At 70.4% G+C, this 13,167-nt stretch carries 12 protein-coding genes; 9 read left to right on the forward strand and 3 right to left on the reverse strand.

Annotated elements, in window-relative coordinates; translation table 11 throughout:
• Window positions 1-448: 448 nt before the first annotated feature.
• Entirely contained in the window at window positions 449-2,083 is a 1,635-nt protein-coding gene (locus SM793_RS25765) for a condensation domain-containing protein (protein WP_320440658.1), read from the forward strand.
• A 34-nt stretch (window positions 2,084-2,117) separates the two neighbouring features.
• Here the strand turns inward: SM793_RS25765 and SM793_RS25770 are convergent, their stop codons facing one another.
• On the reverse strand, window positions 2,118-3,158 hold the full coding sequence (locus SM793_RS25770) for a LacI family DNA-binding transcriptional regulator (protein ID WP_320440659.1): 1,041 nt from the start codon (window positions 3,156-3,158) through the stop codon (window positions 2,118-2,120).
• Between the two features lie 305 nt (window positions 3,159-3,463).
• Between SM793_RS25770 and SM793_RS25775 the strand changes: the two genes are divergently transcribed.
• The 8 genes from SM793_RS25775 to SM793_RS25810 all read left to right on the forward strand — a co-directional run bounded on the left by SM793_RS25775 (window position 3,464) and on the right by SM793_RS25810 (window position 11,829).
• Window positions 3,464-4,978, forward strand: coding sequence for a class I adenylate-forming enzyme family protein (locus SM793_RS25775; protein WP_320440660.1), 1,515 nt, complete (start codon window positions 3,464-3,466; stop codon window positions 4,976-4,978).
• On the forward strand, window positions 4,975-5,265 hold the full coding sequence (locus SM793_RS25780) for a phosphopantetheine-binding protein (protein ID WP_320440661.1): 291 nt from the start codon (window positions 4,975-4,977) through the stop codon (window positions 5,263-5,265). The genes SM793_RS25775 and SM793_RS25780 overlap by 4 nt, the downstream gene beginning before the upstream one ends.
• 1 nt (window position 5,266) lies before the next feature.
• On the forward strand, window positions 5,267-6,610 hold the full coding sequence (locus tag SM793_RS25785) for a type III PLP-dependent enzyme (protein WP_320440662.1): 1,344 nt from the start codon (window positions 5,267-5,269) through the stop codon (window positions 6,608-6,610).
• A gap of 88 nt (window positions 6,611-6,698) precedes the next feature.
• Window positions 6,699-7,355: an AAA family ATPase gene (locus SM793_RS25790; RefSeq protein ID WP_320440663.1), complete on the forward strand. Its 657-nt coding sequence runs from the start codon at window positions 6,699-6,701 to the stop codon at window positions 7,353-7,355.
• Window positions 7,356-7,389: 34 nt separating this feature from the next.
• The gene (locus SM793_RS25795) at window positions 7,390-8,754 is read left to right on the forward strand and encodes an aromatic ring-hydroxylating dioxygenase subunit alpha (protein ID WP_320440664.1); all 1,365 of its coding nucleotides are present in this window, start codon (window positions 7,390-7,392) and stop codon (window positions 8,752-8,754) included.
• 319 nt (window positions 8,755-9,073) lie between these two features.
• Complete coding sequence (locus SM793_RS25800) at window positions 9,074-9,991, forward strand: hypothetical protein (protein WP_320440665.1); 918 nt, start codon at window positions 9,074-9,076, stop codon at window positions 9,989-9,991.
• A gap of 3 nt (window positions 9,992-9,994) precedes the next feature.
• Window positions 9,995-10,558, forward strand: a complete 564-nt coding sequence (locus SM793_RS25805) for a flavoprotein (protein ID WP_320440666.1) — start codon at window positions 9,995-9,997, stop codon at window positions 10,556-10,558.
• The gene (locus SM793_RS25810; RefSeq protein ID WP_320440667.1) at window positions 10,558-11,829 is read left to right on the forward strand and encodes an iron-containing alcohol dehydrogenase; all 1,272 of its coding nucleotides are present in this window, start codon (window positions 10,558-10,560) and stop codon (window positions 11,827-11,829) included. Before SM793_RS25805 ends, SM793_RS25810 begins: the two co-directional genes overlap by 1 nt.
• A 52-nt stretch (window positions 11,830-11,881) precedes the next feature.
• Here the strand turns inward: SM793_RS25810 and SM793_RS25815 are convergent, their stop codons facing one another.
• Window positions 11,882-12,424: a bifunctional adenosylcobinamide kinase/adenosylcobinamide-phosphate guanylyltransferase gene (locus SM793_RS25815; RefSeq protein WP_320440668.1), complete on the reverse strand. Its 543-nt coding sequence runs from the start codon at window positions 12,422-12,424 to the stop codon at window positions 11,882-11,884.
• A complete protein-coding gene (locus tag SM793_RS25820) occupies window positions 12,421-13,149 on the reverse strand; it encodes an HIT domain-containing protein (protein ID WP_320440669.1) in 729 nt (242 codons plus the stop codon). Before SM793_RS25820 ends, SM793_RS25815 begins: the two co-directional genes overlap by 4 nt.
• Window positions 13,150-13,167 lie beyond the last annotated feature (18 nt).

A 13,167-nucleotide genomic window follows, 5' to 3' on the forward strand; every position in this document is an offset into this window, starting at 1 on the left:
AGGTGGCGTCGGTTCCGGCTGGCTCTGTAGGTCAGAAGGAACGGCAGACGTTCCGGTGCTTCACGCCGCTGAGTCTCCGACCCCCCGAGGTCGTCCGCCACGGAGACCTCGAAGGGCATCGGCCCTTTCTGCCTCACCGGGACTCCATTGCCGCTGCAGACGTCTGTCGGTCTCACCACGCAGGGCGGGTCTCCGATTGCAGGCCCAGCGACCTTCAGATTTGAGAACGGCTAGCAGATTTCATCGAAGGGACCCACCATACGAACATCGAACCGCCCCACCAACCGGCGCAACTCCTACTGGCGTCGTGATCCCGGCGGCCCGGATCGGGGGTGGTCAGAGCCATCCGGGATCGCTAACGTGAGCGGTAACGGAGGTATTCCTTCGGGTTCTGGGACTGACAAAGGAGGTGAAGTCCGTGGAGTCGGACGTGGAACGGCAGGGGCCGATGACTCTCGGTCAGACCGCTCAACTGCTGGAGCACGAGGAGATCGTCGAGCGCTCCCCAGAGGCAGCGTGGACCCGCACCGCCTGCTGTCACTGGGCCCTGCCGGTCGGTTGCGAGGTCGCCGCCGCGACGGCCGCCCTGCACGCCCTCGCCGACCGGCACGAGGTGCTGCGAACCAGCTTCGGCCGCGACGGTGGGGGTTGGCCGGTGCAGCGCGTGCATCCGGCCGGGCGGGAGAAGGTCCGGGTGCGCGACCGGCGGGAGGTCCTAGCCGGATACGGCTCGGTGCGGGAGTGGATGGACGTGCTGCAGCGGCGACCGCTCGATCTGCAGCCAGCACCGCCGGTGCAGTTCGAGGTCTTGACCGACGGCCGCTTCGCCCGCGACGTCGTAATGCTCTACCACCACATCGTCGCCGACGTCCGCACCTGCCAACTCCTCCGACGGGACCTCAACCGCCTACTCGCCGCCGGTGCGAACGGCGGGGTCCCGGTACGGCGGGTACCGCGACAGCCGGTCGACGAGGCGACGGCCCAGCAGGCCCGAGCAGGCGAAAATGACCTCCTAGCTCCCTGGCGTCAGGTACTCGCCGCCTCGCCGCCCACCCCGATGCCCGTCCTCGACGACAGCCGGCGTGGCGACAGCTACACGGCGACGTTCGCCTCGGCCAGCCTCGGCGTGGCCGTGGCAAAGCTGTCGCACAGCGCCCGCCTACTCCCTGCGCAGGTGCTGCTCGGACTGTACGCCTTCGCCCTTGCACGCTACACGGGCCTCGACACCAGCCCCATTGCCGTGATCTCGTCCAACCGGTTCGCCTACCCTTCCGCGGTGCACTGTTGCGCGCTGCGCGTCCCATTCGCACTGCCGGTCACCGGGGACCACGAGGTAGGCCGGCTTCTCGAGGCGGTCCGGAAGTCCACCGATGGGCTATTCCGCAACGCTGACCACGACGCCGGGCAACTGCGCCAGCTCCTGGCCACCCTGCAGGCGAAGACCGGGTTCAACACCCACTTCCGAACGGAGTTCAACTACCTCCGGGTGGACGGCTCCTCGGTCCCGGGCGCCGGCGGGCCAGGCGCCGAGGGCATGGGGGAGGGACGGTTCAGTCATCGGCGCACCTGCCCGGCCGATCCTTCACTTAGCTACCTGGAAGCCCGAGCCGCCGACGACGACAGCCCGTTGGTGCTGGCGTTGGAGTCCAACGAGGCGTTCCTCCCGCTGCCCTCCGCCGAGTCACTACTCCGGGCTGTGGAGGCGCTGGCCGACAACCTGGCCGGCCACGAGAGCAAAGGCGGGGGCTCGGCGGAACCCGGGAGCTGGCGGTGGCATCTGGACCATGCCCGGCGGGCCGGCCCTCGGGCCGGGGAACTGCTTCCCTACCACTCCGGTCTGGTTGACCGGGAGCGGGTGGCGCGCGCCGTGGCGGAGGAGCTACGGGCCCACCGGGAGGAACCCACGCCCTCGCCGCCCGTCGACGTCACCGTCGCGGACCGGGGAACGGCGCACGAACGCCTGGTGGCGCGGGTGCGTGGGCCTTTGGCGCCCGCCCTGCGGGAGGACGTCCTGACCGCGCTGCGCCGCCGGGCCGGGTCCGACGCCGCGCTGGTGGTACCCCTGGAGCTGGTGACCGTCTGACTCCGCGCCGGGGCCGATCCGTCGACCGGGCGCTTCAGACGGCTGCCGGGCCGGTCGATTCCCGGACCACGAGTTCCGGCCGAACGATGACCCGCTCCGGCATCACTCCGGGGTCGGCGAGCGCAGCGGCGGCCAACCGGACGGACTCGGCACCCAGCCTCTGCTTGTCGATGTGCAGGGTAGTCAGGGCCGGATCGACCAGGGCAGCGACACTCAAACCGTCGAAACCGACCACGGCACAGTGCTCCGGCACGCGCAGACCACGTTCCCGGACCGCCCGGACCGCTCCGAGGGCGACCAGGTCGTTGTAGGCCAGCACCGCGGTGACACCGGGGTGCTCGTCCAGGAGTTCGCCCATCGCCCGCTGCCCGCCCTCGACCGAGTTGCGGCCCGGGCGGCGCAGGCCGGGCTCGTCTGACAGGCCGAACTCTCGAGCGCAGTGCTCGAAGTGACGCCCTCGTGGGCTGGGCTGCACCGTTCCGCCCGCGTCGAGCAGGCCGATCCGCCGGTGGCCAAGCTGCACCAAGTGGGCCAGGGCCTGCCGGACGCCGCTCTCCAGGTCGACCTCCACCCGGCCGACGGCCGACTCCTCCGGGGCGAGGGCGTTAAGGACCTCACCGTCCAGGAGGGCGAACGGCAGACCCGAATCCCGTGCCTCTCGCACCGCCTCCGGGTGCCCCAGGTAGCCGACGAACGCGTCCACCTGACGGGACATCAGTTTCACGGCGCGGAGTTCACCGTCGAGCGTTTCCCTGGTTCGGTGCATCACCACATGCCAGCCCAGGGCCGAGGCGGCTTCCAGCACGCCGTCCGCGACCTCGGGGAAGTAGGGGTTGACGATGTTCGGCACCAGCAGGCCCAGGGTGACCTCGTCCTGATGGACCATGGCGCGCGCGAAGCGGTTGGGCCGATATCCGAGAGAGCGGGCGATGTCCAGGATCCGCCGGCGGGTCGACGGGTCGATCTCGCCCTTGTCGTTGATCGCCCGCGACACCGTCTGGCGGGAGACCCCCGCCGCAGTGGCCAGATCGTCGATGGTGACCCGCTTGGGCCTGGCCGCCGTACGCTCGTTCACCCGTCCGCTCCTCACTCGATTGCCCCGCGGCCGTCCCTCGGTGAGGTCACTCTAGGTCACGGCGACCCGGTGCCCGAGCTCGACCTCGGCGTCGAGGAGCACTGCCGGGCCGGACCCTGACGGACCGGGCCGATCGGGGCGGATCGCGCGGTGCACGAAATGCCTTCATTTCGACGCCAACTATGTTTGTGCTTAGAGGGCTTGACACTCACGTGGACGTTGATCAATCATACCGTGATCGCTCACGTGATCGCTCACGTCAGCGAGCACGACACCTCACCCGTCGGCAGATTGATGGACCCATGATGAGCGAGCAGGACCCAACACCCAAGGGGCTCCACCGGCTGCTGGATGACGCCGCCGCCCGCCATCCCCACCGGACGGCCGTGATCGAGGGCGCCCGCGCCGTCGACTACGCCCGCCTCTCCCGGCGCGTCGACCAGTTGGCGCGGCGCCTCGCCGCCATCGGTGTCCAGCGCGGCGACCGCGTCGTCCTGCTGATGGCCAACAGCCTCGCCTTCGTGGAGTCGCTCTACGCCGTCCTGCGCGCCGGCGCCACCGCCGTGCCGGTCAGCCCCGACGCCAAGCCGTTCCAGTTGCGGAAGATCACAGCGAACGCCCAGCCCATCCTCCTGCTCGCCGACCGCGCCGACCGGGACCTGCCCCTCCTAAACGGCCTCCCGACACACACGCCCGACGACCTGCCCGCCGCCCTGCCCCCCACGGCAGTGCCACCTCCGCCCGACGAGCCGCCGGCCTTCCTCCTCTACACCTCGGGCAGCACCTCCGACCCCAAGGGCGTGATCTGTCCGCCCGGGGCCGTTCTCTTCGCCGTCCACGCGATCGCCCAACGCCTCGGCTACACCGAGGCCGACACCGTGTACTGCCGGCCGCCGTTCTCCTTCGACTACGGGCTGTACCAGATCCTGCTGTGCGCCCTCGCTGGAGCGACGCTCGTCGTCTCCGGCGACCAGCCGGAGGTCGCCACCCTGCGGATCGCCCGCGACAGCGGCGCCACCGTCATGCCACTGGTGCCCACCCTCGCGACCTCACTGCTCACCCTGGCCCGCCGCGACCCGCGCCCCACCCGGCTACGGCTGTTCACCAACACTGGGGAACACCTCCCGTCGACCCGGGCCGACGCGCTCCGGGCAGCCTTCCCCGGCGCAGAGGTCGTCCCGATGTACGGGATGACCGAGTGCAAACGGATCACGATCGCCGACCCGGTCACCGACCCCGAGCCCGGGGCCGACCCCGCCCTGCGCGCCTGCGTCGGCCGAGCACTCCCCGGCACCACGCTGCGAATCCTCAACGAGGACGGCGAGCCCGTGCCGCCCGGCACGGTCGGCGAGATCGTGGTGTCCGGCCCCCACCTGATGGCCGGCTACTGGCGCGACCCCGAGGAGACCGCGCTGCGCTACGGCCACGACTGCACCGGCCGGCGGGTGTTGCGCACCGGAGACTACGGCTCGCTGGACGCCGAGGGCCGGCTCCGACTTGAGGGACGGCGCGACGATCTCATCAAACGGCGGGGCATGCGCACCAGCACCACCGAGATCGAAGCAGCCGCCTGCGACGTCCCTGGCGTCGCGGAGGCTTGCCTGACGGGCGCGAAGGACGGCACTCTGACCCTCTGGTACGCCGGCCCTGCCGATCCGGCGGTGGTGACGGCCGGACTCAGGGACCGCCTCGAAGGCCCCAAGCTGCCGGACGGTGTGGCGTCCGTCGCCGACCTGCCCCGCACCGTGAACGGAAAGATCGATCGGCGACGGCTCACCGACACGATTCCGCAGACCGCACCCGCAGGAGGCCAGAGTTGACCGATTCCACCGCCACCCCAGCCCCGCCCGCTGCCCCGCCGTGGGACGAGACCTTCGAGCGCCTGGTCCAGGAGGTCGTCGAGCAGTTCCCGCCCGGCGGGAAGCTGACCGCGGACCTCGACCTTCCCTCGGCCGGGCTCGACTCTCTGGCCGTCATCGAGCTGCTGACGCTCGTCGAGGAAACGTACGGCGTCGTCCTTCCCGACGAGTTGCTGACCTTCGAAACCTTCGCCACGCCGGGCACGCTCTGGGCGACGATCTCCAGTCTCACCCCTGAGGGCCACTGACGTGCGCCTCCACGAAGTGGCCCAACTCACTGATCTCGTGGACACCCACGGCAGTCCGTGCTACGTCCACCGCCTCGACCGGATCCGCACCGCCGCCGCCGAACTGCGCGCCGCCATCCCGGCCGACGCCGAGCTCTTCTACTCCCTCAAGGCCAATCCGCACCCGCTTGTGGTCGAGCAGCTCACCCACCTGGGTCTGCGGGCCGAGGTCAGCTCCACCGGTGAACTGCGCACGGCGCTCGCCGCCGGCCAGCGCCCCGACAAGGTGCTGTACACCGGCCCCGGAAAGACTCCCGCCGAGGTATCCGAGGCTATCGCGAGTGGTGTCGAGCTGTTCTCCGTCGAGTCCGTGACGGACTACCGGCGCGTCGCCGACCTCGCCGAGGACGCCGGCACCCACGTCCGCTGCCTGGCCCGGGTCAACGCCAGCCAGGCAACTGCCAGTCCCGGGCTGCGGATGTCCGGCACCCCCTCGCAGTTCGGCACTGACCTCGACCGGATCGGCGAACTGCGCCACCCCGACCGTGATCGGTTCGCGCCGCTGATCGGCTGCCACCTCTTCTCGGCCACCAACATCGCAGACGGCGACGCACTGGCCCGGGAATTCACGGTCGGCGCCCAGGCCGCCGCGCAAGCCGCCCGGAGCCTGGGGATCGAGCCGAGCCTGGTCGACCTTGGCGGCGGCTTCGGCTCTCCCTTCGCCCGCCCGGGCCCCCGTAGCGCCTACCCGCGCCTGCGGGCCGCGCTCACCGGCCTCCTGGACGCCGAGTTCCCCAGCTGGCGCACCGGCGCGGTACGGCCCGCCTTCGAGTCGGGGCGCTTCCTGACCGGGGAAAGCGGCACGCTGCTCTGCACCGTGCTGGACGTCAAACAAAGTCGTGACCGGACGTACGTGGTCCTGGACGCGGGGACCAATGTGCTCGGCGGGTACTCCGGCCTGGGCCGGCTGCTCCCACCCCGCGCCAGGCCGACCGTGCTGAGCACCCCCGGCCCGCTGGGCGAGCCCCGCCCGCTCGACCTGGTCGGTCCGCTCTGCACGCCCGCCGATGTCCTGGCCCGGGCCGTCACCATGCCCGTCCCGCCGCCCGGCAGCGTCCTCGCGATCCCCAACGTCGGCGCCTACGGTCTCACCGCCGCCCTGACCGGCTTCCTCAGCCGCCCACTGCCCGCTGTCGTCGTCCTCGACGGCGACAGCGAAGCCCCGGCCGGGCCTCCCGAGCGGCATTACCTCGAATCACCTCCACCCGTTGTCTCCCCCTCCCATAGAGGACCATCGGATAGAAAGCCGGCGCCATCCGACCGAATTCACTACAGTGCAATTGTATGCATCCGGAACTCTTGCTAGAGTGCAATTGCACTTGCCTGGAGAAGGCCGGCGGACGGGGGCCCGCCACACCGGCCGCCCCGGCCTTTCGACATGTTTGAGGGGGAACGTGGCCAGTCGCAGGTACGACACGGACAGCCCGGCCGGGGCCGGGCCGTACCGCCGCCCCCGGCCCCGACCGATCCTGGTCATGGTCAGCGGTCCGCCCGGCAGCGGGAAGTCCGCGCTGGCCCGCCGCATCGCCGACCGGTCCTGCCTCCCGGTGATCTCGCGCGACGCGCTGAAGGGCGGGATCTGCTTCACCCACGGGGAGGTCCCGGCCGACATCGCCGCCCTGACCGCGGAGCGGTTCCGGACGACGCTGGTGGAGCTGGCGACGGCCGGCGTCAGCCTGGTGGCCGAGTGGGCGCTGCACCGCACCACGGCGAGGAAACTACTCCCGCTCCTCGGCGGCGTCGCCGAGCTGCGGCTGGTGCAGTGCACCGCGCCGCGCGAGGTCCTGCTCGACCGGGTCCGTGCCCGGCTCGCGGACGACCCCGGCACGCGCTGGCCCTTCCCGGACGCCCGGGTCCTCGCCGACCTGGCCGACGGCTCCTTCCCGCTGGCCGAGTTCACGCTGGCCGACGCCGCACCGCCCACCTTGGTCGTCGACACCTCCGGCCCGGGCGAGGTGGACCTGGACCCGATCCTCCGGTTCTGCTTCGCGGCGGACGAGCCGGTGACTGACGGGCCGACGGCGGACGGGTCACCGGAGGGCCGGTCATGACCCGCCGCCCCGCCATCGAGGAAGGAGGGTCCCGATGCTGTCGCGCGAGAAGAACGAGCTACTGACCCGGGTCGGCCCCGGCACCCCGATGGGGAACCTGCTGCGCCGCTACTGGCACCCCATCTCCCCGGTCGGCGAGCTGCGCGACCACCCGGTCAAGCCAGTCCGGCTGCTCGGGGAGGACCTTGTCCTCTACCGCGACCGCGACGGAACCCACGGCCTGTTGGAGCGGTCCTGCCCGCACCGCCGGGCCGACCTGAGCCAGGGCTGGGTCGAGCGGCGGGGGATCCGCTGCGCGTACCACGGCTGGGCGTTCGACGAGACGGGCGCCTGCCTGGAACAGCCCTTCGAGGACACGGTCGATCCCGAGGGACGGTTCCGGCGCAAGGTCCGCACCACCGCCTACCCGACGGCCGAGCTCGGCGGGCTGATCTGGGCCTACCTGGGGCCGGCGCCCGCTCCGCTGCTCCCCCGCTTCGAGCCGTTCACCTGGGACCACGGCTTCGTCCAGGTCGTGCTGTCGGAGATCGACTGCAACTGGTTCCAGTGCCAGGAGAACTCGATCGACCCGGTGCACTTCGAGTGGCTGCACGTGAACTGGTCGGCCACCCAGCGCCGGCCGGACGGTGACGCCGCCTTTGGGCCGCAGCACGTGGAGCTGACTTTCGACGAGTTCGAGTTCGGATTCGTCTGCGGACGGCGGACGGAGGACCGGGCGGACGGCTCCGGCCTGCCTTGGGCCAGTGTGCGGACCAGGCCGCAGTCGGCGGGCCTGGTCTGCCTGTGGCCGAACGCGCTGTTCACCGGCAACCACTTCGAGTGGCGGGTGCCGGTCGACGACACGAAGACCCTGATCATCACCTGGTGGTACTCGCCCCGGCCGACCGACCTGGGGCCGCTGGTCCAGGACCCGGTGCCCTACTGGTATGGACCCGTGGTCGACCCCGCCACCGTGCGCCCACTCGACCGCCGGCCGCTCAACCAGGACTTCGCCGCCTGGCTGGGCCAGGGGGTGATCGCGGACCGGACCGTGGAGCGGCTGGGCCGCAGCGACGCCGGGGTGATCATGCTCCGGCAGCGCTTCCTCGACGAGCTGGGCCGCCTGGAACGCGGCGAGCGGCTCATGGGCCTGCGGGAGCGGGACCAGGGGTCGCCGGACACCGCCGTGGAGCTTCCGGTGCACGACCACGGGCGGTACGCCCTGGGCATCGGCCGGGAGAATTTCGAGGCCGATCTCGCGGCCAAGCGCAAACGCTTTCCGGACGGCAGCTACTACTCGTTCCAGGAAGGCCAGCCGGCGCATGTCCGACGGACCTACGAAGAGGCAATGGGAATCGATCCGATGATCCAGAGAAGTCCTTTCCAAGGATTCTTCCGGCGATCCCAGGAGCCTTCGTGAATTTCCCGTGAGACGCATTGTCGACCTTCTTCCGGTCTGCTAGCGTCGAATACCGGAGGATCCACCGAGAATATCAAGGAAAGGAGGGGAAACCGATATGAGCATCATTCGCAAGCCCAAGAAGGCCACTCAGCCGGTCACCCACAAGCCCTGCTGACACACGACCCGACCGCCCGGCCCGGCACCCCGCGGTCGGCCGACAGGACAGCAGGTAGTTGATCGCCGGCGCGAGGTCCACGGGCCTCCAACCGACCGCGCGGAAGCCAGATCTCGCGCCGGCACATTCCATCGGACCACTCCGCGAAGGGACAGGCCGCGCGTGACTGTCGAGGAGCTGATCGAGCTTTATCGTTCGGACGACCGGATCGCCGGCACCGCCGTCTGCGCCTCCGTCCGGCGCGGCGCACAGGACTGTTGGTCAGACTACGACCTGTGGGTCTTCCTCCCTCCGAACACCGAGCTGACCAGCCGGTACGTCTGGTCCGAGCTGATCCCCGAACAGATCCTGGACGGCGCGCTCGACGAGGGCCGGGACGACTCCTGGGCCGACTATGTCGTGCTCAACATCATGGTCGACGGGGTCATCCTGAACCTCAAGTTCCTGCGCATGGAGTTGTTCACCGACTTCTGCCGCGAGGAACCCAGCTGGGACCTCGACTACATGGAGAACCTTGAGAACTACTGGACGATGGACGTCCGGTTCGACAAGGGCGGGCTGCTGGCCGCGCACAAGCTGTGGCTGGAGAACGGCGCCCTGCGCCGCGTCGGCGAGGTCCTCGTCCCCGAGCTCCTGCGCCGGTACGCGATCCACTACTGGCGATCGGTCTACCAGGGCGTACTCCGGGACGAGGAACTGACCTGGACCCACCAGGTCTTCTACCTCTGCGAACTCCTGGTCGCCCTCGCCCACCTGAAGGCCGACCGGCTGCCGCCCTGCCGAAAGTGGATCCTCTCCGGGCACTCCCTGGACCAGATCGGCACCGCCGGAAAGGCCCTGGCAGAGGTACTGCGGGCGGCCCGCCGCGCCGACATCACCGACAAGCGGGCGGTCCTGGAGATCTACGCCCTGTTGGCACCGGTCGAGGACGAGCTCATCGACCTGGAGCTCACCGGCTGGACCGACCAGTGGTGGCGCCGGGTCTTGGACGAGCGCATGGCCAATCATCAGGTGCCGGCCGACCTGACCCGGCAGATCGCCGACGCCATGCGCGGGTACCTGCGCGAGGTCGGGGCGTAGGCCGTGCCGGGGAAGCCGCTCGACGGCGTGCTGCTGGGGGTGTGCGGCTCCAGCATGGCCACCATCGCCGCGGAGCTGGTGGCCGCGCTGCGCACCAAATTCACTGACCGGGTCGAGGTGGTCGTCACCCCGGCCGGCCGACGCTTTCTTCCCCGGCTGGACATCCCCGTGCACCGGGATCGCCACTGGCAGCGCAGGCCCCTTCACGTCACGCTGGCGGACCGGGCCGAGCTGGTGGTGGTGGCCCCGGTAACGGCGAACACCCTGGTGAAGGCCTCCGTAGGCCTCGCCGACAACCTCCTGCTGGCCACGTTGCTGGGCAGCAGGCGCCCGGCGGTCCTCTTCCCCGCGATGAACATCCGGATGTGGTGTCACCCCGCCGTCCGGCGCGCCGTCGACCAACTGCGGGCCGACGGCCACCTGGTGGTCGAGCCGATCGGCGCGACCGCCGCGAGCTCCGACCGGTACGGCGACGCGGTCGGCTTCGACACGCCGCACTTCACCCGGAGCGTCTCCGAACTCCTCTCCCAGGCCCGCGCCGTGACAACGACGAAACCGAGTACGTGATGAATGCGCAACGAGAGCTCTTCGCCACCAGCGAGTACTACCGAGGCGGCGGAGAGGTGCGGGAGACGGCCGACGGCACCGGCATCGAGATCACCGCCTCGCTCACCGCCACCATGCGGGTGACGGTGACCAGCGGGGTGTTCGGGCCGGACAACCCCACCCTGCTGGAGGTGTACGGGCCGCGCGGGCGGTGCGTCGCGGTCGTGGACGCGGTGGTCGACCGGCACTACGGCGCCGCCCTGCGTGCGTACTTCGCCCATCACGGGATCGGGCTGACCGTCATGGTCTGCCCCGCCGCCGAGTCGGACAAGACCCTGCGGACGGTCGAGAAGATCCTCGACTTCCTCGGCGTCAACCACTGCAACGTCGCCCGGGACGAGCCGATCCTGGTCGTCGGGGGCGGGGTGATCTCTGACACCGCCGGGCTGGCGGCCGCGCTGCTCCACCGCCGCACCCCGTACGTCATGCTGGCGACCAGCGTGGTGGCCGCCGTCGACGCCGGACCCTCGCCCCGGACCTGCGTCAACGGCGACCAGTTCAAGAACTCAATCGGGGCGTACCACCCGCCCGTGCTCAGCGTCGTCGACAGCGGGCTGTTCGCCACCCTGGACGATCGGCACCTGCGGCACGGCATAGCCGAGATCGTGAAGATGGCCGCCGTGGACGAACTGCGTCTGTTCGAGCTGCTGGAGGAGCACGGGGAGCGGCTGCTGGCCACCCGGTTCGGCTCGACGGGCGACGACGCGGCGCTGCGCAAGACCGGCGACGAGGTACTGCACCGCTCGCTACTGTCCTACCTGCGGCACGAGGGCACCAACGCCTACGAGATCTACCAGGACCGGCCGCACGCGTACGGGCACACCTGGAGCCCCGGCTTCGAGCGCCGCGCCGGGCTGCTGCATGGCCACGCCGTCGCGGTGGACATGGCGCTGAGCACCACGCTGGCGGAGCTGGTCGGCTGGCTGCCCGCGGTGGACCGCGAGCGGATCCATGCCCTCAACCGCCGCCTCGGGCTCGCGGTGTACGACCCGGTCCTGGAGCGGTCCGACATCCTCCTGGCCGGCCAAGAAGCGATGCGTTCCAAGCGTGGCGGCCGCGCCCTGTGGGCGCCCGTCCCGCGCGGGCGGATCGGTGCCGTCGGCTACCTGGAGGACGTCCCGGCCGAACTGTTGGCGGAGGCCGTGGAGCTCAACCGCGTCCGAGCGGCAGCGCTGCCCGACGGCGGTTGTGGGATCGGGTCCCGCCTCGATCCCACAACCGGGGTGTCCTGACGCGTGCCGCCCGAACGGCTGTCCGCCCGGACGGGCAGGTCCGGGCGGCGGCTCAGACGGAGGGCAGCCCGTACCCGGGGCGGGCGTCCAGGGGCACGATCCCCGACCCCTCGGGGTGCCAGCGCGGGACTTCGATGGCACGCGCGGCCACCACGTAGAGCACCCGCTGGGCCATCCGCGAGACGATCTGGTTGAGCTCGCCGAGCCGGTCGTAGTATCGCTCCTCGGCCGCTGGCAGACGGCCGCGGACGGCGCTGACGTCCTCGCTGACCAGGACGGTGTCCCCGGCGCGGGAGCCGAGCGCGAAGGCCAGCGACTCGAAGTCGGCGCCCTCCACGTCGTTGCCGACCCAGCCGGTGAGGTCCTCGACCAAGACGGTCCCCTCGGTCGCCCGGAGCACCGCAGCGATCTCGCGGGGCTCCTCGACGACCCGCCACGACGCCGGGCGCACCGAGCGGTGGCGGGCGACCCTGGCCTCCGTCACCGGGGTGTCGGCCACCAGCGTGGCCAAATAGGTGACCGGCCCCGATCCGACCACCTCCTGGGCGATGTCCGACTTTCCCGACCGGCGGCCGCCGAGTACCAGCGTGATCACACCGTCAACCTTTCCTGATATACGTGTCGAGCGCGCACCGGAACGCGGATCGGAAGTTCGCCGTCGCGCAGTCCGAGCGCCTCGTGGGTCTGCTCGATAAGGTGGCCGGAAACTCCCAGGAGTTCGTCGTAGCGACCGGTCCGTCCGATCTCCTCGTCCACCAGCTTGAGAAAGTGCCGATGGGTCACTCGCATTCCATCAGGGGAAACCAGCCAGTCGCCGTCGGCGCCCACCCGGGCCAGCAGGTAGCGCTGCCGGTCGGCTGCTCCGGATTCCTTCAGTGGTGTGAATCCGGTCAGCCATCCGCGGGCCAGGTCGAGCGTCCCGGCCGGCAGCGGAATGACATGCAGATGAACGTGGTCGATACTGCAGCCGATCTCCTCGGTGTTCTTCCCGACGAATCCGTGCTCGAATGCGAAACAATCCTTTCCGAACGCCTCGCGGAGCCGTCCGGATGTCTCGTCGAGCAATTCCAGGAGCTCCTCGGCGATCTCGTCCGGCGCCGACAGAAGGTTCGGGTGGTGCTCCTTGGAACAGATCAACAGGTGCCCCCGCAAAAGATGCCCGAGGGCTGGCAGGACGACCCCGTTCTCGCTCTCAAGCCAAGGCCGGTCCAGCGGGACGGCGCCCCGCCCGCGACCGGCCTCACAGAGCGGGCACCGATATTCTCCCAGGTCGGAGCGGCAAGCAGCGTCGACGACCGATCCTTCCGATCCCGTGTTCATGAACACCCCCCGTTATCA

This window comes from Kitasatospora purpeofusca, from assembly GCF_034043715.1.
GTDB classification, from domain to species: Bacteria; Actinomycetota; Actinomycetes; order Streptomycetales; family Streptomycetaceae; genus Kitasatospora; species Kitasatospora purpeofusca_A.